Annotated in this window: 28 protein-coding genes and 1 pseudogene; 7 read left to right on the top strand and 22 right to left on the bottom strand. The window is 57.6% G+C overall.

The features are described from left to right. Positions 1 to 12: 12 nt before the first annotated feature. From AC2VLR_RS02295 to AC2VLR_RS02270, 6 genes are all read left to right on the top strand, one after another. Positions 13 to 1,458 (top strand): S41 family peptidase, encoded by a 1,446-nt coding sequence (locus tag AC2VLR_RS02295; RefSeq protein WP_486880683.1) that lies wholly within the window; start codon positions 13 to 15, stop codon positions 1,456 to 1,458. A 103-nt stretch (positions 1,459 to 1,561) separates the two neighbouring features. Continuing rightward, the gene (locus AC2VLR_RS02290) at positions 1,562 to 2,125 is read left to right on the top strand and encodes a DJ-1 family glyoxalase III (protein ID WP_486880682.1); all 564 of its coding nucleotides are present in this window, start codon (positions 1,562 to 1,564) and stop codon (positions 2,123 to 2,125) included. 63 nt (positions 2,126 to 2,188) lie between these two features. Further along, the gene (locus AC2VLR_RS02285) at positions 2,189 to 2,965 is read left to right on the top strand and encodes a peptidylprolyl isomerase (protein WP_486880681.1); all 777 of its coding nucleotides are present in this window, start codon (positions 2,189 to 2,191) and stop codon (positions 2,963 to 2,965) included. Between the two features lie 167 nt (positions 2,966 to 3,132). Further along, positions 3,133 to 3,441, top strand: coding sequence for an ATP-dependent Clp protease adapter ClpS (clpS, locus tag AC2VLR_RS02280; RefSeq protein ID WP_486880680.1), 309 nt, complete (start codon positions 3,133 to 3,135; stop codon positions 3,439 to 3,441). 5 nt (positions 3,442 to 3,446) lie between these two features. Beyond that, the gene (gene clpA / locus AC2VLR_RS02275; RefSeq protein ID WP_486880679.1) at positions 3,447 to 5,705 is read left to right on the top strand and encodes an ATP-dependent Clp protease ATP-binding subunit ClpA; all 2,259 of its coding nucleotides are present in this window, start codon (positions 3,447 to 3,449) and stop codon (positions 5,703 to 5,705) included. A gap of 2 nt (positions 5,706 to 5,707) precedes the next feature. Next, a complete protein-coding gene (locus AC2VLR_RS02270; RefSeq protein WP_486880678.1) occupies positions 5,708 to 7,183 on the top strand; it encodes a protein adenylyltransferase SelO in 1,476 nt (491 codons plus the stop codon). On the opposite strand, the gene AC2VLR_RS02265 is transcribed toward AC2VLR_RS02270, so the two are convergent. From AC2VLR_RS02265 to AC2VLR_RS02210, 12 genes are all read right to left on the bottom strand, one after another. After that, positions 7,159 to 7,869 (bottom strand): type 1 glutamine amidotransferase, encoded by a 711-nt coding sequence (locus AC2VLR_RS02265; RefSeq protein WP_486880677.1) that lies wholly within the window; start codon positions 7,867 to 7,869, stop codon positions 7,159 to 7,161. The genes AC2VLR_RS02270 and AC2VLR_RS02265 overlap by 25 nt on opposite strands. A gap of 129 nt (positions 7,870 to 7,998) precedes the next feature. Then, complete coding sequence (locus tag AC2VLR_RS02260) at positions 7,999 to 8,655, bottom strand: peroxiredoxin (RefSeq protein ID WP_215843147.1); 657 nt, start codon at positions 8,653 to 8,655, stop codon at positions 7,999 to 8,001. Between the two features lie 163 nt (positions 8,656 to 8,818). Then, the gene (locus tag AC2VLR_RS02255) at positions 8,819 to 9,202 is read right to left on the bottom strand and encodes a hypothetical protein (RefSeq protein WP_486880676.1); all 384 of its coding nucleotides are present in this window, start codon (positions 9,200 to 9,202) and stop codon (positions 8,819 to 8,821) included. Positions 9,203 to 9,288: 86 nt separating this feature from the next. Next, entirely contained in the window at positions 9,289 to 9,810 is a 522-nt protein-coding gene (gene ppa / locus AC2VLR_RS02250; protein ID WP_486880675.1) for an inorganic diphosphatase, read from the bottom strand. Between the two features lie 18 nt (positions 9,811 to 9,828). Then, positions 9,829 to 10,587, bottom strand: a complete 759-nt coding sequence (kdsB, locus tag AC2VLR_RS02245; protein ID WP_486880674.1) for a 3-deoxy-manno-octulosonate cytidylyltransferase — start codon at positions 10,585 to 10,587, stop codon at positions 9,829 to 9,831. Continuing rightward, positions 10,584 to 10,766, bottom strand: coding sequence for a Trm112 family protein (locus AC2VLR_RS02240; protein WP_486880673.1), 183 nt, complete (start codon positions 10,764 to 10,766; stop codon positions 10,584 to 10,586). The genes kdsB and AC2VLR_RS02240 overlap by 4 nt, the downstream gene beginning before the upstream one ends. Beyond that, positions 10,756 to 11,766 carry a tetraacyldisaccharide 4'-kinase gene (lpxK, locus tag AC2VLR_RS02235; RefSeq protein ID WP_486880672.1) on the bottom strand — a complete coding sequence of 337 codons (1,011 nt, stop codon included), beginning with the start codon at positions 11,764 to 11,766 and terminating at the stop codon, positions 10,756 to 10,758. Before lpxK ends, AC2VLR_RS02240 begins: the two co-directional genes overlap by 11 nt. Then, a complete protein-coding gene (locus AC2VLR_RS02230; RefSeq protein WP_486880671.1) occupies positions 11,763 to 12,908 on the bottom strand; it encodes a hypothetical protein in 1,146 nt (381 codons plus the stop codon). The genes lpxK and AC2VLR_RS02230 overlap by 4 nt, the downstream gene beginning before the upstream one ends. A 6-nt stretch (positions 12,909 to 12,914) precedes the next feature. Further along, positions 12,915 to 13,586, bottom strand: coding sequence for a lysophospholipid acyltransferase family protein (locus AC2VLR_RS02225; RefSeq protein WP_486880670.1), 672 nt, complete (start codon positions 13,584 to 13,586; stop codon positions 12,915 to 12,917). 3 nt (positions 13,587 to 13,589) lie between these two features. Further along, on the bottom strand, positions 13,590 to 13,994 hold the full coding sequence (locus tag AC2VLR_RS02220; protein WP_215843069.1) for an ExbD/TolR family protein: 405 nt from the start codon (positions 13,992 to 13,994) through the stop codon (positions 13,590 to 13,592). Continuing rightward, the gene (locus AC2VLR_RS02215; RefSeq protein WP_486880669.1) at positions 13,991 to 14,611 is read right to left on the bottom strand and encodes a MotA/TolQ/ExbB proton channel family protein; all 621 of its coding nucleotides are present in this window, start codon (positions 14,609 to 14,611) and stop codon (positions 13,991 to 13,993) included. The genes AC2VLR_RS02220 and AC2VLR_RS02215 overlap by 4 nt, the downstream gene beginning before the upstream one ends. An 80-nt stretch (positions 14,612 to 14,691) precedes the next feature. Beyond that, complete coding sequence (locus AC2VLR_RS02210) at positions 14,692 to 16,914, bottom strand: ComEC/Rec2 family competence protein (RefSeq protein ID WP_486880668.1); 2,223 nt, start codon at positions 16,912 to 16,914, stop codon at positions 14,692 to 14,694. On the opposite strand from AC2VLR_RS02210, the gene AC2VLR_RS02205 reads away from it, so the two are divergent. Next, positions 16,899 to 17,468, top strand: coding sequence for a DUF2062 domain-containing protein (locus AC2VLR_RS02205; protein ID WP_486880667.1), 570 nt, complete (start codon positions 16,899 to 16,901; stop codon positions 17,466 to 17,468). The two genes, AC2VLR_RS02210 and AC2VLR_RS02205, sit on opposite strands and share 16 nt — an antisense overlap. Before the next feature lie 6 nt (positions 17,469 to 17,474). Here AC2VLR_RS02205 and AC2VLR_RS02200 read toward each other — a convergent pair whose 3' ends face one another. The 10 genes and pseudogenes from AC2VLR_RS02200 to thrC all read right to left on the bottom strand — a co-directional run bounded on the left by AC2VLR_RS02200 (position 17,475) and on the right by thrC (position 26,891). Further along, positions 17,475 to 18,164, bottom strand: coding sequence for an ABC transporter ATP-binding protein (locus tag AC2VLR_RS02200; RefSeq protein WP_486880666.1), 690 nt, complete (start codon positions 18,162 to 18,164; stop codon positions 17,475 to 17,477). After that, positions 18,157 to 19,401: a lipoprotein-releasing ABC transporter permease subunit gene (locus AC2VLR_RS02195; RefSeq protein ID WP_486880665.1), complete on the bottom strand. Its 1,245-nt coding sequence runs from the start codon at positions 19,399 to 19,401 to the stop codon at positions 18,157 to 18,159. Before AC2VLR_RS02195 ends, AC2VLR_RS02200 begins: the two co-directional genes overlap by 8 nt. Positions 19,402 to 19,403: 2 nt before the next feature. Continuing rightward, positions 19,404 to 20,885 carry a lysine--tRNA ligase gene (gene lysS, locus AC2VLR_RS02190; protein ID WP_486880664.1) on the bottom strand — a complete coding sequence of 494 codons (1,482 nt, stop codon included), beginning with the start codon at positions 20,883 to 20,885 and terminating at the stop codon, positions 19,404 to 19,406. A 36-nt stretch (positions 20,886 to 20,921) separates the two neighbouring features. After that, positions 20,922 to 22,020, bottom strand: a protein-coding gene (gene prfB / locus AC2VLR_RS02185) for a peptide chain release factor 2 (RefSeq protein ID WP_486880663.1) whose coding sequence is annotated in 2 segments (ribosomal slippage) — positions 20,922 to 21,944 and positions 21,946 to 22,020 — 1,098 coding nt in all. Because the reading frame shifts where the segments join, the coding sequence is not laid out codon by codon here. Positions 22,021 to 22,149: 129 nt separating this feature from the next. Next, positions 22,150 to 22,263, bottom strand: a pseudogene (locus tag AC2VLR_RS02180) (VapC toxin family PIN domain ribonuclease); the annotation flags it as partial. A gap of 221 nt (positions 22,264 to 22,484) precedes the next feature. Further along, on the bottom strand, positions 22,485 to 22,775 hold the full coding sequence (locus AC2VLR_RS02175) for a nucleotidyltransferase family protein (protein ID WP_486880662.1): 291 nt from the start codon (positions 22,773 to 22,775) through the stop codon (positions 22,485 to 22,487). A gap of 260 nt (positions 22,776 to 23,035) precedes the next feature. Then, the gene (locus AC2VLR_RS02170; protein WP_486880661.1) at positions 23,036 to 24,175 is read right to left on the bottom strand and encodes a DHHA1 domain-containing protein; all 1,140 of its coding nucleotides are present in this window, start codon (positions 24,173 to 24,175) and stop codon (positions 23,036 to 23,038) included. Further along, positions 24,136 to 24,801: a DHH family phosphoesterase gene (locus AC2VLR_RS02165; protein ID WP_486880660.1), complete on the bottom strand. Its 666-nt coding sequence runs from the start codon at positions 24,799 to 24,801 to the stop codon at positions 24,136 to 24,138. The genes AC2VLR_RS02170 and AC2VLR_RS02165 overlap by 40 nt, the downstream gene beginning before the upstream one ends. Next, complete coding sequence (locus AC2VLR_RS02160) at positions 24,802 to 25,761, bottom strand: hypothetical protein (RefSeq protein ID WP_486880659.1); 960 nt, start codon at positions 25,759 to 25,761, stop codon at positions 24,802 to 24,804. Beyond that, a complete protein-coding gene (thrC, locus tag AC2VLR_RS02155) occupies positions 25,761 to 26,891 on the bottom strand; it encodes a threonine synthase (RefSeq protein WP_486880658.1) in 1,131 nt (376 codons plus the stop codon). The genes AC2VLR_RS02160 and thrC overlap by 1 nt, the downstream gene beginning before the upstream one ends. Positions 26,892 to 26,904 lie beyond the last annotated feature (13 nt).

Raw genomic sequence — 26,904 nt, 5'->3', positions numbered from 1 at the left:
GAGACAATCATCATGATCCCGCTGCGCCGCATTTTATCCCGCCCCTCTGGTCACCGGCTCAGTTTCAGCGTCCTGTTGGTACTGGGTTGTACCTATGCGGGAAATGCTCTGGCTGCTACGGAACAGAGCCCGATCCCCCTGCAACAAATCCAGACCCTCAGTCAGGTATTTGAAATCGTCAAATCCAATTACGTGGACCCTACTTCCGACAAAAAACTGATGGACGGTGCCATCAGCGGTATGGTCAGTGCCCTGGATCCGCACTCAGCATACCTGACACCCAAGGAATTCAAGGAGATGCAGGTAGTCACTGATGGCAAATTCGGGGGCCTCGGGATTGAAGTCACGGGAGATCACGGGGTGCTCAAGGTCGTAGCCCCCATTGATGGTACTCCGGCTGCCAAGGCCGGCATAGAACCCGGCGATCTGATTATCAAAATCGATGGCAAGGCACTGCAAGGCATTGGCCTGCAGAAAACCGTCGATATGATGCGGGGCAAACCGGGCACCCAGGTGGCCCTGACCATTCTGCGCCCGCACCAGAACCAGCCTCTCCATCTGACTCTCACCCGGGCCGTCATCAAGGTGCAAAGTGTCCGTTCCGCCATGCTGGCACCGGGCTATGGCTATATTCGCATCAGTCAGTTCCAGGAAAATACCGGCCGGGAAACCCGCAAGGCCGTGGAAAAACTCGAGAAGGAAGCCCAGGGGCATCTGAAGGGTCTGATTCTGGATTTACGCAACAATCCGGGGGGCGTCTTGGGTGCCGGTGTCGAAACCGCCGATACCTTCCTGAACAAGGGCCTGATTGTCTACACCAAGGGCCGAACCCCCGACAGTGATATGCGCTTTAGCGCCCATGGTCCCGATTATCTGCACGGCGCGCCCATGATCGTGCTCATCAACGGCGGCTCGGCCTCTGCCGCCGAAATTGTGACCGGCGCGCTCAAGGACGATCATCGCGCCCTCATCATGGGTCAACGTAGTTTTGGCAAGGGTTCCGTGCAAACCGTCATTCCCCTGAGCAATGGCGGGGCACTGAAACTTACGACGGCCCTTTATTACACACCTGCAGGCTGCTCCATTCAGAGTCAGGGAATTGTACCCAATGTGGAAATTCAGCCGGCCAATCCGCAATTACGGGCGATGGATGAAGACCTCCTCAAGGAATCCGAATTAAAAGGGGTACTCACGGCTCCAGATGCCTGCAGCCAGGTAAAACCTCAATACATTATCAGCACAGCACCTGCCAAACCGGCTCTTGCCACGGCCCAGACCAGCAGCGCCGCAAGCCAAGAGGATGCCATGGCAGCGTCCAGCATTCTCAAACCGAATCTGGAAAAAGATACAGTATTGCGTGAGGCATTGCGCATTCTCGAAAACAAAGCGGTTCCGGTGGATGTGCGTGACCATAATGTCCAGGAAGTCATTCCCCTGGCCTTGGCAGCGGGTCAGTAGTGCCGGGGATAAATCTCGTGAAAAATGGGTCAAAGTTTTCGGAAATTTTGCAATGGAAACGGTGGCAGATGTTCTGCACAGACACTCACGGGGTAATCCGCTAATGTCTTCAGTCAAGCAGGTACTCATCCCCGTTGCTGCGGGTTTTGAAGACATGGAAGTGGTAATTTGTAGCGATATTCTGCGCCGCGCTGGCTGTCAGGTGGTGCTTGTCGGCCTCGCTCCTGGGCCGGTCACCGGCGGGCGGGGGCTGTCCCTGCTCCCGGATCAGATCTGGGAGCATATCCACGAAACAGATTACGATTTGATTCTCTTGCCCGGGGGCATGGGGGGTGTGGAAAATCTGGAAAAGCATGCACCCTTGTTAGCCTCACTGCAACAAAGAACCCGGCGGGGCGGTCTGATTGCTGCTCTTTGTGCTGCACCGGGCCTCCTGGCCCGCCAGCAGCTGCTGGACAACCGGCATGTGACGGCCTATCCCGGCGTGTTGGATCCGCTCAGCCGCCAGTATCACTACGAAACTTCCGCCGTAGTCGTCGATGGTCCCCTGATTACTTCTCGTGGACCCGGTACGGCTATGGATTTTGCTCTTACCCTGGTGGAGCTTCTTCTGGGCCCTGAAAAACGTCAGGAAACAGAAATTCCACTGCAACGCAGTTCCTCCTAAGACTTCCCCTTTGTCTGTGACTATGGATAATAGGGGAGCATCACTTAACCTGAAGGAATATTTATGAAACTTCGCGCGGTCATTCTTGCTGCCACTGTCAGCGCCTTTGCAATACCTGCTTTTGCTGCTCCTGTCGCTACGGTCAATGGTACCCCCATCGACAATAGTGAAGTCCAGGCCATCATGTCCATGAGTCCGGCCCTGGCCAAAGAGCCCAATGCCCGCGAGCAGGTCGTGCAGAATCTGGTCAACATGGAAGTGCTGTCCCAGTATGCCACCAAACACAATCTGAACCAGTCTGCCGATGTCAAGGAACGTCTGGCCATGGCCAAGCGCCAGATCCTCGCCGATGCGGCTGTGGACCAATATGTGCAGGAGCATCCGGTTCCTCAGTCTGACATCCAGGCGGCTTACAACAAATTTGTCGCGGCCATGGGTAAAAAAGAATATGAGGTTCGCCACATCCTGGTGAAAACCAAGCCCGAGGCCGAAAAAATTCTGGCCGAGCTCAAGTCCGGCAAGAAATTTTCCACGCTGGCGGAAAAAGATTCCATCGACAAGGCCAGCGCTGCCCATGGTGGCGAGCTCGGCTGGATTGTTCCCGGCATGGTGGTACCGCCCTTTGCCCAGGCCATTGAAACAGCCCCCATTGACAAGCCTGTAGGCCCTGTTCAGACCCAGTTCGGCTATCATATCATTGAGGTGCAGGCGACGCGTGCGCTGACACCGCCGCCTCTCAGTGCCATGCAAGACCGCATCAAGGCGCAGCTTTCCCAGCAGGAAGCCGCCAAGTTCGTGTCCAACTTGCGTAGCCAGGCTAAAATCGACATCACCAAGTAAGTCCATTCATCTCCATCCAGCGCCGGGCCCAGCCCGGCGCTTTTTTTGTCTGGATATGTCCCCATATGCTGAAGAGTCCGGGCGCTTTCATCAGCTGCTTGCGCCTTGCCAGCAGTCGGGGCAAACGCCACAATGGGAACAACACAGCAATCAGGGAGCCAGGAAAAATGAGTAAAACGCAGCACCGCCGCAGTACCATTCTGGAACGTGAACCGAAAACGGAAGAACCCAGAATGTACAAGGTGTTGCTGATGAACGACGATTTCACCCCCATGGATTATGTGGTTCATATTCTGGAAACCTATTTTCACAAGCCTCACGCCGAAGCGGTGGCAGTCATGATGTCTGTGCACCATCAAGGTAAGGGGCTCTGCGGGGTGTTTCCTTACGATCTGGCCGAAACCAAGGTCGCCCTGGTAACGGCAGATGCCCGACAGCACCAACATCCGCTCCGCTGTATCATGGAAAAGGAGTAATACCGATGATCGACAAGTCTCTGGAAAAATCCATCAATCAGGCATTTCAGATTGCCCGCCAGTATGGACATGAATACGCATCGGTAGAACATTTGCTCCTGGCCCTGCTCGATAATCCGGAGGGGCAGGAGGTTCTGCAGGCCTGTGGCGGCAACACCGACCATCTGTCCATGGAATTGCAGAACTTTCTCGAGCGCAAGGTGCCCGCCATGGGTCCCGCCGGGACCGTCAACACCCAACCCTCGGTTGGCTTTCAGCGCGTCATTCAGCGCGCGCTCTATCACGTCCAGTCTGCGGGCAAAGAAGCCGTATCCGGTGCCAATGTCATTGTCGCCATGTTTGCTGAACGTGAGTCTCATGCGGTGTACTTCCTGCAGAAAGAACATGTGACCCGATTGGACGTTGTCAACTATCTGGCGCACGGCCTGCGCAAGGATGAAGCCATGGACGAGGAAGAAGAGGAAATCGAAGGCAACACCGAAAAAAAGGGAAACAGCAAGGATCCCCTGCAAGCCTATGCCCGCAACCTGAATGCCATGGCCAGAGCCGGACGTCTTGACCCGCTGATCGGGCGCCAGGATGAAGTCATCCGGGCTTTGCAGGTGCTGGCGCGGCGCCGCAAAAATAATCCTTTGTTTGTCGGCGAACCCGGAGTCGGCAAAACCGCCATTGTCGAGGGTATCGCCCGCGCCATTGTCGCCGGAAAAGTTCCGGAGTTGCTGGAAGACGTGACCATTTACGCCCTTGATCTCGGCGCCCTGATAGCTGGTTCACGCTATCGTGGCGACTTTGAGGAGCGCCTCAAGGCCGTATTGAAAGCCCTGCGCAAGCAGCCGGGCAGCATTCTTTTCATCGACGAAATCCATACCCTGATTGGTGCCGGAGCTGCTTCCGGGGGAGCCATGGATGCCTCCAATCTGCTCAAACCGGCGCTGGCCTCTGGTGAGCTCAAATGTATCGGTGCTACCACTTACCAGGAGTTCCGCCAGCATTTCGAGAAAGACCGCGCCCTCACCCGGCGCTTTCAGAAAATTGATGTCCCAGAACCTTCCCAGGAAGAATCCTTACAGATTCTGCGCGGCCTGAAAAGCCAGTTTGAACAGCATCACCATTTGCGCTACACCGACACCGCCCTGCGCGCGGCCGTGGAACTTTCGGTTAAGCACATTCATGACCGCCACCTGCCGGACAAGGCCATTGATCTCATTGATGAAGTGGGCGCAGCCCAGGCCCTGCTACCGCCCTCCAAACGGAAAAAAAGTATCGGTATTCATGATATTGAAGAAATGGTAGCGCGGGTGGCGCGGATTCCCGGTAAAAATGTCTCCCTGGACGACCGGCAGGCTCTAAAAAACCTGGAAAGAGATCTGGGGCTGGTGATTTATGGTCAGGAAAAAGCCATTCAGGAACTGTCCTCCGCCATCAAAATGGCCCGGGCCGGACTCCGCCATCATGAAAAGCCGGTGGGTACTTTCCTGTTTTCCGGGCCCACCGGTGTCGGTAAAACCGAACTCAGCCGGCAATTGGCCAGCTTGCTGGGGATTCCCCTGCTCCGTTTTGACATGAGCGAATACATGGAACGCCACACCGTATCCCGCCTGATTGGCGCTCCTCCCGGCTATGTAGGACATGATCAGGCCGGGCAACTGACCGAGGCCGTCAGCCGTAATCCCCATTCGGTGCTGCTCCTCGATGAAATCGAAAAGGCCCATCCGGATATTTTCAATGTCCTGCTGCAGGTCATGGATCACGGCAAGCTCACCGATGCCGGGGGGCGTTCCGTGGATTTCCGCCACGTTGTCCTCATCATGACCACCAATGCCGGTGCGGAATCCCGGAACAAGGCCAGCATTGGCTTCATGAAGCCCGCCGAAAAGGAAGGCGGTCAGGAAATGGAAACCATCCGCCGGATGTTCTCACCGGAGTTCCGCAATCGTCTGGATGCCGTGGTGCCCTTCTGCGCCCTGTCCCGGGAAAACATCCTCCATGTGGTCGACAAGTTCATCATGGAACTGGATGAACAGTTACTCGGCAAGGGCTACAGCCTCGAAATCAGTCCGGAGCTCCGCCAGTGGCTGGCTGACAAGGGCTATGATCCGCAGATGGGCGCCCGGCCCATGGCCCGGGTCATTCAGGAACACCTGAAGAAACCCCTGGCGGAACATATTCTTTTCGGGGACCTGCCGAAAGGCACAAGGATCAGGGCGACCCTGGAAGAGGATGAAGTCAAACTGCAGCTCCCCGAAGCAGTGTCTGCAGAATAAGTATGGACAGTTGCGGGTTTCATTTTGATAACAGCTACGTCCGCGAGCTGGAGGGCTTTTTCGCCCCCTGGCAAGCGGCAACCGTGCCCTCCCCCCGCTTATTAAAGCTCAATCATCCCCTGGCCACAGCGCTGGGACTGGATATTGCTGCCTTGGAGACAGAGCGGGGTGCGGCCATTTTTTCCGGCAACACCCTTCCCGAAGGCGCTGAGCCCCTGGCCCAGGCCTATGCGGGCCATCAATTCGGTCACCTGTCTCCGCAACTGGGGGATGGTCGGGCCTTGCTGCTAGGCGAAATTCTGGCTCCCGACGGAAAGCGCTGGGACCTGCAGCTCAAGGGTTCGGGACGTACACCCTTCTCCCGGGGAGGAGATGGCAAGGCAGCCCTCGGGCCCGTGCTACGTGAATATCTGCTGGGAGAAGCCATGCATGCCCTCGGTATCCCCACCACCCGCGCCCTGGCTGCGGTCAGTACCGGGGAGACCATTCACCGCGACATGCCCCAGCCTGGGGCCATTTTGACCCGGGTAGCCGCCAGTCATATTCGTGTCGGTACTTTTCAGTTTTTTGCCCTGCGCGATGATCGGGACAAGGTCCGCAAACTGGCCGACTATACCCTTGCCCGTCACTACCCAGACGCTCAGCATGCCGCCAATCCCTATCTCGCACTTTTTCAGGCGGTAGCGGAGCGCCAGGCGGCACTACTGGCCCGCTGGATGCTGGCAGGTTTCATCCATGGCGTGATGAATACGGATAACATGAGCATTGCCGGGGAAACCATCGATTATGGTCCCTGCGCATTTATGGACCGTTATGATCCCGCCACCGTATTCAGTTCCATTGACAGTCAGGGACGTTACGCCTACGGCAATCAACCGCTGATTGCACAATGGAACCTGACTCGCTTTGCCGAAACCCTGGTGGAACTGGTGGATACTGACAGTGAAGCAGCCATTGCCCTGCTGACCGAAGCCATCAACCAGTTTCCCCGGCAATATACGACTTACTGGTTAGAGGGTATGCGCGCCAAACTGGGATTGGTTACTGAGGAAGATCAGGATCAGGAACTGGCCCAGCAATGGCTGACGACCCTGGAAGGAAACTCGGTGGATTTCACCCGGGCTTTCCGTAGTCTCTCGGCAGTCGTTCTGGGCAATCCTGCGGCCCTGCGCAGTCAGTTAGATGTACCCGCTGCGGCTGACCTCTGGCTGCAACGCTGGCAGGAAAGACTATCCAGGGAGCCCATGCCTGCCACCGAGCGCGCCACGCGCATGGATCAGGTGAATCCTGTATATATTCCACGCAATCATAAAGTCGAGGAGGCCCTGCAAGCCGCCACCCAGCAGGGCGACCTGGAACCCTTTCAACGGCTTCTGGACGTGCTTGCCGAGCCCTTCAATGAACGCCCGGGCCTCGAAAGCTATGCCCAGCCCGCTCCCGAAAGCTTCGGGGTTTACAAGACCTTCTGTGGTACCTGAGTACTGAGAAAATCCAGCACACGCTGCACCTGGGCATGGATATCTGCATAGGCGTCAGCCGCTGCCTCCAGCATCTCTGCCGGGCTTTGAATACCCGGTTGATCCGGGATGATTTCGTCGGCAGCATGCTGGATCAGGGCGGCAATGCTAGTGGCCGTACTTTCCAGATGAAATTGCAAGCCGATCACCTGACTACCGATCTGAAAGGCCTGATTTTCACAGGCAGCACTACGGGCCAACCGAGTTGCTCCGACAGGCAAGTCAAAAGTCTCCCCATGCCAATGAAAAGCCAGAAATTGTCCGGGAAACTGAAAATGATCTGCATCGGTCATTTCTGCCTGCACGGGAAACCAGCCGATTTCTTTCTGCCTGGCCGGATACACTTGCGCCCCGCAGACATGAGCAATCAGTTGGGCACCCAGACAAATGCCGAGAATTGACAGATCGGCCTGGATGGCTTCGGCAATGAAACGCTTTTCTGCAGACAACCAGGGATGTTCCGCTTCATCGTGGATGCTCATGGGACCGCCGAGAATAATGAGCAGATCAAAAGCTGAGGCTTCTTCTGGTAACCGCTCATCGGCATGAAAGCGCGTCCAGGTCACCAGAGCCTTGCGATCCTGTAACCAGGTTTCCATACTCCCCAATCCTTCAAAAGGCACATGCTGTAAAACATGAACACGCATGATGGAATCCTCCCTCTGCTGACAAATCCAAACTGAATGACATGACCCTGCTGTCAGAATACTCCCCAAAAAGCACGCCCGTCAGTCTTTGCAGATCTGACGGGCGTGGCTCAACGATCCATCAATTCCTTATTTTTTGGGGGCTTTGGCCATCCGCAAGTAAGGCAGTTTGATATCGATGTTGCCAAACTTTTCCTTGGCCTGATCATCATTCAGGGACAGAGCGACGATCACATCCTGACCGGGAACCCAGTTGGCGGGAGTAGCAATCGGCACGCCATCCGTCGCCTGAATGGCATCCAGAGCACGCAGAATTTCCGCGAAATTGCGGCCTACAGACATGGGGTACAACATGGTAAGACGCACTTTCTTGTCGGGACCGATAATGAACACGGAACGCACCGTCGCCGTATTGGCCGCAGTCCGGTTATCGGGAAGATAAGCATCGGCCGGCAACATGTCATACAGCTTGGAAACATGCAGGGAAGTATCGTCAATAATCGGGAAATCCGCCGGAGCACCCGCGAAGGCTTCAATATCCCGCTTCCATTTTTTGTGTTCTTCCACGGTATCCACAGAAACGCCCATCACCTTGGTGTTGCGCTTGGCAAATTCGGGAGCCAGCTGGGCTACCGCACCAAATTCCGTTGTGCAAACCGGGGTAAAATCGCGGGGGTGGGAGAAGAGAATGGCATAGCTATCTCCAATCCATTCATGGAGATTGAGCTTTCCGGCGGTGGAATCTACGGTAAAGTCTGGAGCAACATCATTAATACGAATGGTCATCTGAGTCATCCTCTATCTATTCAGGTTAAGGTCAGGCACTACGCATCTTCACTACAAAATGACTATACCAAAGCTGATTTAGAATATCAACAGATATTTTCTTTTTAAAAAATAGACTAATTTTAAATAGTAGCTCACAGGTGTTCGTTCTTATTGACCAGCTTCAGGGAGAGCGCCAGTAGGGCGCCAACAACAAGGCTTCGGGCACCAGGGTTTTGATGGCTGCAGGAATTTCCAGAGTCAGCCCGGGGCGCGGGCGAATACTCACCCAGAGCAGATTGGTACGCAGGTTCAGGTCAGCGAAAACCACCCAGCTGTCATAATGTTTGAGTACGGCATTGATAATACGCAAGGTATGCTGCTGACGCAGGCCGCTTTTATCCCGTAATCCGGGGAACAGCATGCGGAAGTCGGCGAGCAGGTGACCGTTTTCATCACGACTGGGAACCCGACGCCAGAGGGGTTCGTCGGGATGAAAAACAGCCTGAGAGGCTTTCTTCAGATGGGTGGGCTCAGAATGCTGCCGTATCGATGGTGCTGCAGACATGGGGATCTCCTGCATGTGCAAGTCACCCCCACAGTCTGCCTGCTCAGCTGCGGGGCGGCAAGCCCCGAATGCTGTCCAGATGCAGCCTAGCCGTGACGTTTGACGTCCGCTTCGATGATTTTGCGGGCTTCAGCGAGATTGGCCCAGTCTTTCATCTTCACCCACTTACCTGGCTCAAGATCCTTGTAATGCTCAAAAAAGTGGCGGATCTGCTGGCGGATGTGTTCCGGCAAATCCTCGACATCGCGAATCTCGGCATAGCCTGCTGCGACTTTGTCGTGGGGAACGGCGACGATTTTCGCATCAATTCCATGCTCATCTTCCATCATCAGGACACCGACGGGACGGGCACGAATGACCGTACCGGGAGCCACCGGCTGGGGAGACCAGACCAGACAATCGGTGGGATCACCATCATCGGAGAGGGTGTTGGGAATAAATCCGTAGTTGAGGGGATAATGCATGGCGGTGAACAGGAAACGGTCGACAAATACCGCACCGGCTTCCTTGTCCATCTCATATTTGACGGAAGAACCCTGGGGCACTTCGATCACCACATTGATATCGTCCGGTAAGGATTTACCTGCCGGTATTTTTTTCAGGTCCATAGATCACTCCTTGATGGTTCAGGGAAAAAGACGACGTATCCGCTCCAGATCGGCCAGCGTGTCCACGCCGGCCGGGGGCACTTCCGCAGCGCAATATACCGCAATTTGCACGCCCCGCTCCAATGCGCGCATTTGCTCCAGCGATTCGATCTGTTCCAGAGGACTGGCTGGCCAGCGGGCATAATCCTGCAGAAACTGGTGACGATAGGCATAAAGTCCGAGATGACGCCACCAGTGGCCGCCATCCGGCAAAGGGTCCTGCGGCTGCATGGGGAAATACTGGCGATGCCAGGGAATCGGAGCACGGGAAAAATACCGGGCATGACCCTGATCGTTACAGATCAGCTTTACGGCATGAGGGTCTGCCAGTTCCGCCCAATGATGGATGGGGACAGCGGCCGTCGCCATTTTCAAGGCCTCATTTTCCAGCAACAATTTTGCAGTAGCCTGCAAAAGGGCCGGGGGCATTCCGGGTTCATCTCCCTGCAGGTTGACGATCACCGCATCGGCAGGCAAGTCCAGTAACCGAGCGGCTTCGGCGAGTCTTTCCGTCCCGCAGACATGGTCTGGTGAGGTCAGCAAGACTTCTCCGCCATGATCCTCAATACAGGCGACAATCTCCGGATGGTCAGCGGCCACTACAACCCGGGATGCGCCGCTTTCCACGGCGCGGCGGCGTACCTGTTCAATCATGGGTAACCCGCCCACTTCCAGCAGCACCTTGCGGGGCAGACGGGTGGAGGCCAGGCGCGCCGGAATGAGCACACAAAAATTCATGCGGGCTTGTCCGCGTAGGGTTTGGCTTCATCCAGCAACAGCACCGGAATGTCATCGCGGATGGGATATTGCAGATGGCAGCGCGGACAACACAGTGCCTGCCGCTGCGCGCAGGGTTGCAAGCCACCTTTGCATTGGGGACAGGCCAACAAATCCAGCAAGCGACGATCAATGCTCATGGTCCCTCCAGGTTGAAAGCGCCCTTTCCAGCCAGGGCAAAAAATCGGTTGCCAATTGCGCTTCAATGCGCAATGCCCAGTCATCCGCATGGGCAAAGTCCCGACATTTTACGGCATCTTTTTCGGTCATGACGAGTGGCCGTGGCAAGTGCGCAATATCCTCCCGGCGGAAAACGTGATGGTCCGGAAAAAATCGGGCATCTACCTCAGCCCCCAGTGCCTGCAGAGTATCGACAAAGCGTTGCGGACGGGCAATACCGGTCACCGCAGTCCAGTGTTGGCCAGCCAGGCTCTCCAGACTGCGGGTGCGTTGAGGATCGGCCAACGCCTGCAAGTCCCGGGGCCGCACCTGAAATTGAAAATGCGGCGGTGATTCGCCCGGCGCCAGACTGGCCGCAGCCGCTGCATCCAGCAACAAGGCATCGGCCTCCGCGAGGGCGGCAGGAGATTCGCGCAACGGACCCGCCGGCAGGCAGTGGCCGTTTCCCAGGGGTTGAGCTCCGGACATGACCAGCAAACGCAAGGTCGGGCGCAGAGCAAGGTGCTGGAAACCATCATCCAGCAAGGCCAGATCAAAGCCCTCTGCGGCAGCTGCCGCAATGGCTTGGTGACGATCAGGACAGATGAATACGGCCTGATCTGCTTGCGTCTGGAACTGCGCCAGTAATAGCGGCTCATCTCCAGCCTGCTGCGCTGAGTCGCCCGCCTGCACCCGATAGGGCCAATGGGGGGGCTGCGCCCCATAGCCGCGACTGATGATGGCCACCCGCCAGCCCGCTGTATTCAACAGGCTGGCCAGCGCAGCGACCAGCGGGGTCTTACCACTACCGCCGACACTGAGATTACCGACCACAATACTCGGGATAACTGCAGGTCGCCCGCGAACATGCCGCCGCCGCCAGGCCGCTACGCTTCCAGTCAGAGCACCCAGGGGGCGTAAACTCGTGGCGAGCCAGCCGCCCTCCTGCCATTGCGCTTCGAGGGTCTGGCGCAGGCTCACCAGTCAAAAACCCGCTGCAAAAACTCGGGAAGACGCTCCCCGGCCAAACGCCTTTCCTGCCAGAAAACTCGCCGAGTCGCATCGCCGCGCTGCCGCGCTGTCATCACGTCGGCGGACAGCGCCTGCCAATGCGGCAACACTTGTGCCGGTTGATCCAGAACTTCCACTGCACCGGCGTCCAGATGGCTGGCGGCATTCACGATCACACCCGGATGCACACTCACCGGGCGTGAACCAGCATAAACCTGCCATTGCAAGGATGCGGATGCGGCCTGCAGATGGACGGCCTGAGCAGCTGCCGCCAGGGCGGGATACCAGCGTTCTTCATCGACGGCCAGCAGCGAACCTGCGGGCAGGGGTTGGCGCTGCCAACGCGATAGCAACGGCAGGTCTTGGGGTATTTCCTGCCCACCCAAAAACAAAATACCCTGGCGCGACAGGGGCGATGCCGACCAGGCTTGTCGCCAGGCCTGCCATTGCGTGCCGCTCAAGCCCTGGACCCACCAAAGTAATCCTGCTTCGGTACCACTGACCATGCTGCGAAAATTGGGATCCACCTGGGCGATGGTAAACAAGGTGGCAAAATCCACCGGCTCCTGCAGCAGCGGTGCGGCGATCTTACCCTGCCATAATTCCGCCTGTGCCGAATCGCGGGGATACACGGCCTCAAGTAGGGTTGGCCGGGAGCTTCCCGGATCGGCAGCCATCAGAATGCTGGGGATTTTCCGGTCTGCCAGTGCTGCTGACAAAACCTTACGCGGCACACGACCCAATGCCAGATATCGCAGGGGACTGAGTTTATCGAGGGTACGCTCCACCGCCTGGGGATGATCACAGGGACCAAAGCCATAACCCAGACGCTCGATGCCTTCGGTATGTTGTTGCAGCAACTGTGAATATTCCTGCTCGAAGGTCATAACCATGCGCAAATCACGACGCTTTTCGGCAATGGCCCTGGCCAGTTCCACACCCAGCCGCTGCTCGTCGGCCGTACTGAAACTCTGCATCCAGAGAATCGGTCCCCGGTCACCCGGAGCCTTGATCCATCCCCAGCGGGCGTTGGCCTGTCCCTGACGGCCTGCGCGTGCATCCTGCCAACTGGCCCAGCGTCCGCGCCACCATTGATTTTCGTAATAGCTCATAGAGGACTACTCATACTGGCGACCCACCAACTTGTCCGCCTTTTTGCGTAAATCTATCATGGTCCTTTCCAGTTGCTGCTGCAGTGTGGCCTGCATGACGGAGTCTGCATCCCGGGGAATCTGCAGGGCTTCCCCCCAGGTCAGCACTATGCGCGAACCTGGATAGGGCAACAAAAAACCATCCCAGCTTGAAAAGCGTTTGGCCCGCCGGGCCGAATAGCTCACCGGAATAATCGGCAGGCCGGAAATGCGAGCGAGATCAATCACCCCTTTTTGCAGAACCTCCCGGGGACCTCGGGGTCCATCCGGAGTAATGGCCAGGGTGCGCCCGCTCAGGGCCATCTTGAGCATCCCCCTGCCTCCCTTCACCGCACCACGCCGCGATGAGCCGCGCACGGCGGAATAGCCCCAGTAGGCGAGGGTCATGGCAATGAGTTCTCCATCCCGATGCTCACTGATGAGCACATGAATATCACGACCACCGACACGCCGATAGGCTTCGGTGATCATGACTCCGCGTCCATGCCAGAATGCGAGAATAAAGGGCTGTCCCGCTGCAATTTGTTGCCGAACCGGGGCGTCGCCCACATCTTCCCAGCGCAGGGTCAGCGCTATTCCCTTGATCAAGAAAGCCGCCAGACGGGCCGCCAGACGCAGGGAACGGCCTTCGAGTCGCACCGCTCAGCGATTACTCAAGGTGGCGAAACTGATCCGGGTCAGTCCAGCCTCCTGGGCGGCATCCAGCACATCAATCACATATTGCTGGGTAGTATTTTTGTCGGCACGCAACACGATCACCCGTTGCGGATCCTTGGCTGCCAGGGCTTTCAGGCGTCCCAGCAGAGCGGCCATGGGCACATGGACCTTATCCATCTGCACCTCTCCGCTGGCACTCAGATCAATGGTGATAGGGGTCTTGGGCAGGCCCGCAGCAGCCTGCTGGGCCTTGGGTAACTGCATGGAGAGATGGGATTGATGCTCAAAACTACTGGTCACCATAAAGAACAGGAGCAGCACCAGCACAATATCCACCATGGACACGACATTGATATCCGGCTCTTCGCTGACACGCGGACGCAGATTCATCTTCCCGATCCTCCGGAAAGCGTATTCACCACTTTCAGGGCTTCCTTTTCGATGGCCAGCACCAGACCATCCACCTGCCCCTTGAAATAACGATAAAACATCAGGCTGGGTATGGCGACAATCAGACCACTGGCGGTGGTAATCAGGGCTTCGGCAATACCACTGGCCAGCGCCTTAGGATCACCGGCCCCCACCATGCCGATGGCCGCAAAGGCGTGCATGATCCCGAATACCGTTCCCAGCAATCCCAGCAGAGGCGAGACTCCGACAATACTGCCGAGGAAGTTCAGAAAACGATCCAGATGCGCCACCTCATGACGGCCACTTTCTTCCACGGATTCCTTGATGACATCCCGGGGCTGACCGGCCTGCTGCAAGGCCACCAGCATCAGTCGCGCCAGGGGGGTATCATTTTCGTAAAGCAGCTTGACCGCCTGCTGGACTTTTCCGGCCTCGACCAGATCAGTGACCCGGGGAGCCAGATCCCGGGGCGCAATACGGGCCTTGCGCAGCACCCAGAAACGGTTGCCAATAATCGCCAGAGCGATGACGGCCAGGAGAATCAGAAGGGGGAGGACAAAACCACCCAGTTTAAATAACTGCAGCAACTCCTGCACATCGCCTCCAGCTTTCTATAAAATTGGACGAAGCAGGAATATAGCACAAGAGCCGAAAAACGGCAGCGCGATAAAATGAATCAAAAGGTTCCATCCCGAGCCTGCCAGTAGGCTGGCGGTGAAACAGCTGCAGAGCGAAAATGTCCGTTTTGCCATACCCAGACTCCAGCGGGATTCTTCCCTGCGTAATGAATGACCGCGTGGGGCATGCGGCTGGCCAGCAATTTCCGCTCTTCCTCAGCCAGGCTGTCAGGGGCCAATATCAGCTGTACCCGCTGCAAGGTGCTCGACAGGGTGCTGGCCAGCCGCTGTAGAGTATTGACATCTATATCGCCGAGAATCAATAAATCCGGCCCCTTCCCCCACAATAGTATGCAGGGCTGGACGGTCTTGCCGAGATCCACAAAAACGCTGCCAGCCGGTGCATTGCCGGCCCCACTGCGACAGACGCCCAGAGGGTCGGGACTTTGCGGATAATGACGGGCACCCACCGGTCCCCACTGCTGCCCTGCCGCCGGGATGGGTAAAGGCGTGGAAGTATCCGTTCGCACCCAGTCCGAAACTTTGTCGAGTCCCTTCTTCTGCAGCACGGCAGCCAGGGCCTGACCCGCTTCACGACGGACTCCGGCTTTCCAGAGGTTGGCCGTCCAGATTCCGCTGTGCTGCTTTTTTTGCCAGAAGAGGACCATACCGGACTGCGCCGATAAATCGTGCAGCTCAAAATCCGAGCCCCCCGCCGCCGGCACCAACAAAGGCAGCAGTCCGAGAAAGGCCAGGGATCGACCCGGCCAACCTGACGGCAGGAAGAAAATGCTCAGGCCAAGGGCGGCGGCCAGTACCGCCCAGATCCGCTCCGTACCTGTATATAGCTGCGCATAAGGGATCTCCAGCAAGACTTTGAGAAGCGCGGTAATCCCGTCCATTTGTAAGGCAACCACGCGAAACAGCAGGCGACTGAGCAACTCCAGATCGAGCAGGGCAAGCAGGGTACCCAGCAAGGCCAAAGGTACCGCCAGCATTTCCACCAGGGGGATGACCAGGATATTCGCGAGGGGGGAAACCAGGGAGATTTGCCCGAACAAAGCCGCGAGAAGCGGCAGGAGCGCAATAAATACCGCCCACTGACTCCGCAGCAAGGTCCGCCAACCGCCCGCGCCGTAACCGACCGCTATCAATGCCGCCACCGCTCCCAGTGATAGCCAAAACCCGACATCCACCATAGCCCCGGGGTTGAACAGCACAATCAGCAGTCCCGCCAGAGCCAGTCCCTGCCAGGCGCGGTGGGAGCGTCCCAGCAGCCAGGACACTGCGGCGGCAGTAATCATCCAGGCCGCCCGCTCTCCGGGAATCTGCATACCGGCAAAACTGGCGTAAAACCAGGCTGCCGGAATACTGGCCAGCACCCCGGCGGTTTGCGCTGGCCAGCGCATCACCAGCCAGGGCACTCGTCGCCAGAGCCATTGCAGCAACCAGCCGAACAGACCCGCCACGACGGCCACATGGGATCCGGAAATGACCAGTAGATGGGCGGTACCTGTATCCCGATAAACATTCCAGATTTCCGGAGAAAGCTGATTACCCACTCCCACACTGAGGGCCTGGACAAATCCGGCGGATTCCCGGTCCAGGGCCATATTGGTCGCCTGCAAAACCGCCTGCCGGGCCTTCGCAATGTGATCGCCGAGACTCCAGAATGATGGGGCCAGTAAACGTGCGTTTTCAATGCGTGCCACCCCGCCGATGCCTGCCCAGAAACGCTGCCGGGCAAGATCCGTAAAAGGGCTGCCGGGCAAGCTGCTCAATGCTTCACTGCGCAGTTGCAGATACCAGCGTTGCCCGACCACAGGCAGTTCAGGGAGGGATCCATGCACCTGCAAAATGGCCGGACGGGCTCCACCGGGAGCATGCATCAGCCAATGTTCGGGAGCCAACTGAAAGCGGTATTCCCGCCCGCCCAGCTGGGGAATGGAGACTATTCGTCCTTCCACCGTAAAATTCCGGGCTACTGGCCAATGGACGGCCAGACGCAGTTCCGCCTGCCAGATTCCCCAGGAAAAAGCCGCCGTCGTCAGCACCAGGAGCAGAGCTGGTCGCCATTTCCAGACCAGCGGTAAAAACAAGACGGTGAGCGAAAGCGAAATCCACAGGGGCGGTAACTGCCGGAAACAGTGAAACAGCCCCATTCCCAAACCCACCGCCAGGACGACCAGCGGCAGGGAGGGCCAGGATTTGGTTCCAGGCCAGAGCTTGGCTACACTAGGGCGAATATTGTTGTGGAAATATCCCATTGCGCCTACCCGCATTTGTCCGCCTTCCCACCCGCGAGGAAATCCTCAAAAAGCGTCCCCTGGGACGTTTTACCCATTATCTGGCGCGCCCGGTGCTCTGGCATCCGCACCGCCACAGCGTTGCCCGTGCGGCAGCTATCGGCACGTTTATCGGCAGTCTGCCATTTTTTGGGCATTTGCTCACCATCACCTTGCTCTGCCTCTGGCGGAGAGCCTACATTCCCATCGGGTTGATCATGCCCTGGGTGGTCACAAGCCCCCTGACCATCATACCGTTTTTCTTTGCCGCTTATGAATTGGGTTTCTGGCTACTCAGCCAGTTGGGCATCGCGCCTGCAATCACCATTCACTATGCCGATATTCATGAGATATTCCATGGGGATATGGGCATCATGGCGATGGGAGACCGGCTTTGGCATGCCTATCTGGTGACCTGGATAGGTAGCCTGATAATAGGCAGCTCTCTCGCCGTGGTGGTTTACCTGGGTATCATGCAGGGCTGGCGTATCTGGGTCATCTGGCGCCTGCACCGCCGTCGCCTGCGTCAGGCCAGGGCGCACCAGGCCTGAATCAACTCAGCCTTCCAATGGCTGCAACACCCCGTTCTGCAGGCGCAGTACCCGGCCCATGTGGGCTGCCAGCGCCGGTTCGTGGGTCACGATAACCAGTGCCGTGCCCAGTTCCCGGTTCAGACTGAGCATCAAATCGTGGACACTCTCGGCCGAGTCGCTATCCAGGTTTCCCGTGGGTTCATCAGCCAGCAGCAGAGCGGGCCGGGTAACCAGCGCCCGGGCCAGGGCCACGCGCTGCCTTTCTCCACCCGAGAGCATGCCCGGTTTGTGGTGCAGACGTTCGCCCAGCCCGACCCGTGCCAGGATTTCTTCGCCCCAGGCCTGCACAGAGTGACGGGGAACCCGGCGAATCAGCAATGGCAACAGGACATTTTCCAGGGCCGTAAACTCCGGCAACAGACGATGCAACTGATAGACAAAACCCACACTCTGGTTGCGCAGACGACTGCGGGCGGATTCTCTGAGCTTGTAAATTTCCTGGCCGAGAATACGCACCACCCCCCCCGTCGGTTTTTCCAGCCCGCCCATGAGGTGCATCAGGGTACTTTTACCCTGGCCGGAGGCGCCGACAATCGCCAGGCTCTCGCCCCGGTGAATTTGCAGGTTGACGTCACGAATCACATCCAGCTTGTCTCTGCCAATGGCAAAGCTCTGGCGCAAGTGTTCCACAGATAGAATCAGATCATCACTCATAGCGCAAAGCCTCCGCCGGAGCCACCCGGGATGCCCGCCAGGACGGGTACAAGGTCGCGACCCAGCTCATGATCAGAGCCGCCACCGCCACATGCACCACGTCCCATGGTTCCAGTTTGGAAGGAAGCTGGCTGATGGAATATACCTGCGGAGAAATGAACTGGGTATGCAGCAGTTGTTCGAGCGCGGGTACCAGCGTCGGGATATTCAGCGCCAGCAGAACGCCGAAAAGTACCCCTAGCAAGGTGCCAAACAGCCCGATCACCGCACCCTGCACCATGAAAATCAGCATGATACTGCGTGGGGTCACCCCCAGAGTGCGTAAAATCGCAATATCGGTTTCCTTGTCAGTCACCACCATGACCAGGGTCGCCACAATATTGAAGGCTGCCACAGCAATGATCAGGGAAAGAATCACAAACATGACCAGTTTTTCCATGCTCAGGGCCTTGAAAAAGTTTTCATGGGTTTGCGTCCAGTCCTGAATATAAAAGGCCGGTCCGAGCTGCTTCTGAAGATGGGCCGCAAAAGCCGGGGCATCAAAAGGATTTTTGATCTGCATGCGCAAACCCGTCACCCCTTGGTCCAGGCCATAGAGGCGCTGGGCGTCCCCCAGATTGATGTACGCCATGCCACTGTCATAGGCGTAAATACCGACGGAGAACAGTCCCACCACCGTAAACTGTCGCAAGGACGGACTCACGCCCAACGGTGTTACGCCCCCCTGGGGTGAAATCAGGGTGACCTTGTCGCCCACCGTCACCCCCAGCTGCCGGGCCAGGGCCGTGCCGAGGACAATACTCCAGGGCTGACTTTGTAGACTTTGCAACTTGCCGACTTTCATATCCTTGGCCAGCTTGTCCACTTTGCCTTCCAGAGCGGGATCAATACCCTGAATCATGGCGCCACTCACCAGACCATCGTGGGAAACCAGCGCCTGGGCCTGCACATAGGGGGCCACGCCAGTGACATCGGGTACCCGCGACAGGCGCCGGGTGGCGGTCTGCCAGTTGAGTACCGGCACTCCGTTACCCTGGACGATGACATCCGAAGTCACCGCCAGAATCCGTGCGCGCAGGGTGTGGTCAAAACCATTCATGACCGCCATGACGGCTATCAGCGCCGCCACCCCGATCACCATGCCGAGAATGGCCGTTCCGGTAATGAAGGAAATAAAATGATTATTGCGTTTTGCCCGGGTATAACGCAGCCCGATCCATAGTTCATAAGGGCGCATGTTTATTCCGGTCGCAGATGGGGAAAAAGAATGACTTCGCGAATACTGGCCTGATCCGCCAGCAACATCACCAGACGATCGATGCCGAGTCCCACCCCCGCTGTGGGGGGCATGCCATATTCCAGGGCGCGGATATAATCGGCATCATAAAACATGGCTTCTTCGTCACCGGCATCCTTGGCCTCGACCTGGGCGCGGAAGCGGGCTGCCTGATCTTCGGGATCATTGAGCTCCGAGAAGCCATTGGCCAGCTCCCGTCCGGCAATCATCAACTCGAAGCGATCCGTCACTTCTCCATCCAGGTCATTGCGGCGCGCCAGGGGACTGACCTCCAGAGGATACTCCGTGATGAAGGTCGGCTGCTGAAGATGGCCTTCCACGGTTTTTTCAAAAATCTCGATCAGCCGCTTGCCCCAACCCCAGGAAGCCTCGCAGGGCACCCGCAACTGCGCCAGCTTGTCTGCCAGCACTTGCGGGTCGCGCAAATCGGCATCCGCCAGATCTGGATTGTAGGCGCGCACTGACTCTGCTACGCTCATGCGCAGAAACGCCTTGCCCAAATCAATGGCCTGCCCTTGGTACTGAATCAGGGTCGTGCCCAGGGCTGCCTCGGCGGCAGCGCGAATCAGCGCCTCGGTCAAATCCATGGCGTCCCGATAATCGGCATAGGCCTGATACCATTCGAGCATGGTAAATTCGGGATTATGCCGGGTCGAAACGCCCTCGTTGCGGAAATTGCGGTTGATTTCGAAAACCTGTTCGATCCCGCCCACCACCAGCCGCTTCAAATACAGTTCCGGGGCAATACGCAAATACAGGGTCATATCCAGGGCATGATGATGGGTCATGAAGGGACGCGCCGTGGCACCACCGGGAATGACATGCATCATCGGCGTTTCGGCTTCAAAAAATCCGCGCTGGCGCAAGCCTTCGCGCAGGGCCGTCACGGTTTCCGCGCGGATCTGAAAAGTACGGCGGGCCGACTCGGTGACGATGAGATCCACGTAACGCTGACGAAAACGGGTTTCCGCGTCACTCAGTCCATGCCATTTTTCCGGCAGGGGACGCAGGGCCTTGCTCAATAATTGCAGGGTATGCACCTTCAGGGACAATTCACCGGTTTTGGTGCGAAAGAGGCTGCCTTCCACGCCGATGATGTCCCCGAAATCCAGAGCCTTGAAACGGGCATAGGCTTCTTCGCCGAGATTATCGCGGCTGACAAAAAGCTGAATGCGCCCGGACTGGTCCTGAATATCGGCAAAACTGGCCTTGCCCATGACCCGCCGGGTCATCAGACGCCCACCCAGACGCGCCAGAATGGGCTCCTGCTCCAGGGCCGGAGCATCCATATCGCCGTAGCGACTCTGTAGATCACCGGCCAGGGCATCGCGGCGAAAGTGGTTGGGGTAGGCCTGCCCCTCGTGCCGCCACTGGGTCAGCTTATCCTGGCGTACCTGCATCTGGTCATTCAGTTCCTGATCCACTTTCCTCTCCTCGTGCAGAATATGCGTGACTGCATCTTACAAGCCGGCTTTCAGTGCCGCTTCAATAAATCCATCCAGAGCGCCATCCAGCACCTTCTGGGTGTCCCCCACTTCGACCCCAGTACGCAGATCTTTGATCCGTGACTGATCGAGGACGTAAGAGCGAATCTGGTGTCCCCAACCAATATCACTTTTGCTGTCTTCCAGCGCCTGTTTTTCGGCATCGCGTTTTTGCATTTCCATCTCGAAGAGCTTGGAACGCAGCATGCGCATGGCTTCGGCGCGATTTTTATGCTGCGAACGGTCGGTCTGACAGGCGACAATGATGCCCGATGGCACATGGGTAATCCGAATGGCCGAGTCCGTCTTGTTGACGTGCTGCCCTCCGGCACCGCTGGCCCGATAGGTATCCACCTTGAGATCGGCCGGATTGATCTCGATTTCAAAACTGTCGTCAATTTCCGGGTAGATGAACACGCTGGCGAAACTGGTATGCCGCCGGTTACCGGAATCGAAGGGCGACTTGCGGACCAAACGATGTACCCCGGTTTCCGTACGCAGCCAGCCAAAGGCATGATCGCCCTTGACATGGATGCTGGCAGACTTGATACCCGCTACTTCCCCTTCCGAGACTTCCACCAGCTCGGCGGCAAAACCGTGCTGCTCGGCCCAGCGCAGGTACATGCGCAAGATCATTTCCGCCCAGTCCTGGGCTTCGGTACCCCCCGCCCCCGCCTGAATATCCACAAAGCAATCGGAAGCATCATGATCGCCGGAGAACATGCGCTGAAATTCGAGTTTTGCGACCATGGTCAGCGCCGTATCCAGATCCGCATCGACGGCGGCCAGCAGATCCTGGTCCTGCTCACTCAGGGCGAGTTCGAGCATTTCCTCCCCCTCTGCCAGACTGGCACTGAGCTTGTCCATGGGGATGATGATGGCTTCCAGGGCAGCGCGCTCGCGGCCCAATTCCTGGGCTTTTTCGGCATTGTTCCAGATGGCCGGGTCTTCCAGCTCGCGCTGGACTTCTTCTAGTCGGCCGCGTTTTTCTTCGAGGTCAAAGATACCCCCTCAGGCCGCTCACCCGGGCCTGGAGATCTTCGTGCAAGGCACGCATCTCATTCACTTCTCTCATGATTTATCCTTTTCCAGTGACCGTAGCCGGACCCGGTCCGTGTCGGCACGTTTATCCCGCACATAAAGCATGCAATTATGCGCAGTTTCGGCGTTGATCTCCAGTGTGGTTTTTCTTGACGCGAAAATCTCAGGCTTTTGCCCAGTTTTCCACCTGCAGGCCATCTACTCTCTGGAACTCTTGCTCATTATTGGTCACTACAACCCAGCCTTCAGTAAGCGCATGGGCGGCAATCCACAAATCGTTGTTGCCTAGCGAAGACCAGTTTCAGTTTATTTCGTATCACCCTGAAAGGCTGATCTTCTTTTCTTTACAAAACTGCTCGAACTGTCGCTGTGCCAGCGTCGTAGGTCAGTCCGTTGGCCACGAAACCGGCCTGGTCAAGCCCGTCAGTTTAGACGAGCACCTTTCCGGTGAAGTCGATCATGTCGTCGAGATAGAAGCGCCATTCGCGCTGGCTGGCATCAGACATTGACCCGCTCATGTTCGATATAGGGGCCCAGCTCCGGCCGGAGGGCCTTTTCGGTGACCAGATCGGCCGGACAGCCGAGCAGATCTTCCAAGTAGAACTGCACGTTGAAATAGCGCTTGGAGGTGGCGGGACCGTCGAAGGCCACCAGCACATCGACATCGCTGTCGCTACTCGCCGTATCACGGGCGGTAGAGCCGAACAGGGCCAGCCGGATCACGCCGAAACGGGCTTGCAGCTCCGGCTTGCTGCGGCTCAGAAGATCAAGGGCACTTTGTCTGTTCATCGCTCGGCCTCCCAAGGCGGATTCATCCTCCGGGCTTTCGTGTACTCGAAACCACCGGGCGCACAGCTAGCCATTCAAAACCACCCGACAATATAACATCTGCTATGCAGCGTACAACTCAAAATTCGAGAGAATTCAGACAGATTTGAAACCACTCCGGTATCTAATGCCCATGGGAGTAGACACGAAAAAATCCACCCGTAGTGAACAAAATACCGTCCAGAGCCTACAGCCATATATATAATATGTGCCAGAAAATTTTAAGTAACCACCGCATACTTTATTCTCAGTTGCAAGCTGGTCTTGTCCCGAAAGGTGTTGATTTCCAGTCCATAGACGAAAGTGACGTCATTGCCGACAGCCACCGGACTGAGGCCATTTTCTGCAGCACCGAACCAGATGGCATCGTAGTCCGCTCCAGCCATGCGCAATACCAGCTTCAGATGGGTGCCGTCACCCACCGGGCGAAGTTGGGCAATACGCCCCGCGCCTCGAAAAACAGGTGGATCCCACTGCCGACCATAGGGCTCCAGAGCACTCAGTTCCTCAACCACACCCTTGCTGGGACTATCCTCCAGCACGCCATCGGTCAGTATCTCCGGGCCAAGCTCCTGGCCGGACAGGGCTTCTGCGGCTATGGCTGCCCAGGCTTCGGCAAAGCGCGACAGCGCCTCATGCTTGAGGGTCACGCCACCCGCCCCGGCGTGCCCGCCCCAGCTCAGAAAATCATCGGGATAGCGTTCGACTATTTTTGCCAAGGCATTGCGGACGTGGAAACCCTGGACTGTACGCAAAGAGGCCGTAATGTAGTCCCCTTCGGCTTTGGGTGAAAAATAGGCGACCGGTCGTCCGCAAGACTCCACCAGACGGGCTGCGCAAATGCCGTGTACACCCGGATGACCTTGGGGATCAAATATGGTGATGGCGGAGGCACCATCCCGGACTTGCAGCAAGGCCTGACGGGTGCTGCGCTGCAGCATCTGCGCCTGGACGATTTTGCGTTCGTTGTTGTGCTCGACAAAATGCTGTGCCATTTCTTCGGCTTCTGGAAGATGCGCACTCATCAGCAAATCCACACTGCCCAGGGCGGAATCCAGGCGCCCCCGGGCATTGATCAGCGGCGCAAAGCTGAAGGCCAGGGTGGCCGCAGTAATGGGACCATGACTGCGGGTGGCCAGTTGCAGGGCCTGCCAGACCGGACGCCGCCCCGGGGCGTTCATAAGCGCCAGCCCCCGGGCAATAATCGCCTTGTTATTATTGGAACGCGCCAGATCCACACAATCAGCCATGGTACCCAGTGCCACAAAATCCAGCAATCCGCCGAGCTTTGGCGCTGAGGCAGGCAGGCAACCTGCCGCAATCAGCTCCTGGCGCACGGCACAGCAAAGCAACCAGGCCACCTGCACCCCTGCAATGTAGGGTCGGGAAAAGCGGAATCGGCACGCACCGGATTCACACAGGCCACCGCAGCCGGGGGTGGCCCGGAAGCGGGAACGCCGTGATGGTCAGTGACGATGACCGTAAACCCCCGGTCACGCAGGCGGGCGATCCGCTCATGATCGGTACTGCCCTGGTCTGCCGTAATGATCAGGGCAGGGCTCGGTGCTTCGGCAATAATCCGGTCGGTCAGGGTTTCGGTAACCCCATAGCCGTCGCGCAAACGATGACCGATATAACTGTGTATCTGCTGTTCGGGGATGCCGAAATAATCCCGGAAAGCGGTCTTCAGTAGCGCATGGGCTGATGCACCGTCGGCATCAAAATCAGAAATCAAAATAATCGGCCATTGTTGCTGGATGGCCGAAATCACTGTTGCAGCAGCAATGGCCAGATCAGGAAGCCGGTCGGGCGGGGTAAGGCCGCTCATTTGCAGATTCAGCAAGGCCGGCAATTTGCCGACATCGGCATCACTCAGTCGACCGGCGATGATGCGCGCCTGCAGGGGGGTATAACCGAGCGCCATAGCGGCTTCCTGGATTTTGATGGACAGCGGACGGTCAACGATGCGTATCTTTTCCACCGACATCTAGGCGCCTTTAGACTGTGCTTGGCCGGGCCGCAGCGCCCTGCGCCAGAAGCGCCAGCGATCACCCCGGCGCATGACCAGTCGCTCCACACCGCCGTTTGCCAGGATGCCGGTCCAGCATTGCAGCTGCCCACCGCTGCGCCATAGCGTCTGCAAGGCAGGCTCCAGTGCTGCAAAAGATTTGGCTGCATCGGGATAAAGCCAGGTTCCGGACCAGACCCAGAGCAGATTATCCGGAAGTTTTGCAGCCGCCTGCAAAGCTTTGGAATAAGATAATGGTAGTTGGAGCCAGGCGGCGGCGGCCTGCAGATAATCCACTTCTGCGGCCACCGTCTGCCATTTGCTTACGGGGCGCTGCTCCGGCAAACGCCCTTCACCCCAAGCCCAGAACAGGCACCAGGGCTCACTACCATCATGATCCTGATTGACCGGATGCGCTGCCAAGAACATCTGTAATTCATTGAGGAAGGCATTCCAGCGCCGGGCGTCGCTGCCGGTATTTTGCTGCGCCAAAGGTTCACGCCCCCAGACCTGATCGGGATCAGGACAGTGCAGGTCCGGCGTTGTCTGACTCAGCACATACCAGCGCCGGGCACCGCGCTGCAAAGTCCAGGGAGAATCGGCCAGAAACTCTACTGCAGCACTGAATAATGCGGCTGCTGCAGATTCTTCCAGGCCCGCCAGGGGTTGCACAACAGCCCGCCCCGCCTGCCCCAGAAAGGTAACCGGCTCCAGTGCAATCACCCAGTACCCGGTGGTCGCGATACCTTCTGACTCTGCCAACAAGGCCGCCGCTGGCAGCACACCTGGAAAGCCCAGCAAATGGCCCGCCACTGCCAGGGAAGACTGTGCCGCCAGATGTTCTCTTTGTCCCCGTCCCCAGTAGCGCGGCAATACCGTGCCCAGGTCCTCCTCCGGCAGGCCGTGCAAGCCCGACAGCCAGAGGCCTACATCCGCCATCAGCGCTCCAGAATAGCGCGTTGCACTGCATCCAGGGTGGCATTGACGGTCACCACCTCGCCGCCCTGGGAAATGGCCGTATCAGGATCCTTGAGACCGTGTCCGGTCAGGGTGCAGACCACTGTGGCTCCGGCCTCTATTTTGCCGGCACGGGCCGCCGCCACCACTCCCGCCACCGAGGTTGCCGAAGCCGGCTCGCAAAACACTCCCTCAAATTTGGCCAGCCAGCGCTGGGCTTCGAGAATGTCTGCATCACTATGGCTGCCGAACCAGCCACCACTTTCCTCCTGCACCCGATGGGCCTGATCCCAGGACATGGGGTGACCAATGCGGATAGCCGTGGCGATGGTTTCCGGATTTTTCACAAAATCACCCGCCATGAACGGGGCGCTGCCCGCCGCCTGAAAGCCCAGCATTTTCGGACGCTTACCAGCTTTTCCATGGCCATAAGTACAGACGCCATTACAGAATTTGCAGGCATTGGTCAGCACCTGAGAGGCTTCTTTCCGGCCATCGGTGGCTTCGCAGTAGCCCATCCAGTGGGCGGTGATATTGCCGGCATTTCCTACCGGCAGGGCATGATAATCCGGCGCCTCGCCCAAGGCCTCGATAATTTCAAAGGCCGCCGTTTTCTGACCCTGGAGACGATAGGGATTCACTGAATTGACCAGGGTAATCGGCGCGTTGGCAGCCACCTCCTGGACAATTTGCATGCCTTCATCAAAATTACCGCGAATCTGCAAGACCAGCGCCCCGTGCATCATCGCCTGGGAGAGTTTCCCCAGGGCAATTTTCCCTTCGGGAATCACCACAAAAGCCTGCATCCCGGCCCGCGCTGCATAGGCCGCCGCTGCCGCAGAAGTATTGCCGGTAGAAGCGCAGATAACCATCTCGCTGCCCTCTTCCTTGGCTTTGGTCACCGCCATGGTCATGCCCCGATCCTTGAACGATCCGGTAGGGTTCAAACCTTCGAATTTCAGGAACAGGCGCATATCCACCCCGAGCTGGCGGGGCAGGTTGACACATTCGATGAGGGGGGTATTCCCCTCACCCAGGCTGACCGCCTGGGTATCCGGGGCCAAAGGCAGAAAAGCACGGTAACGATCAATAATACCGGTATAACGAGTCATGGAAGGTTCCTGC

The sequence above is a fragment of the Acidithiobacillus sp. TH-A117 genome (genome assembly GCF_057473465.1).
This window is presented reverse-complemented; position numbering and strand designations above follow the sequence as displayed.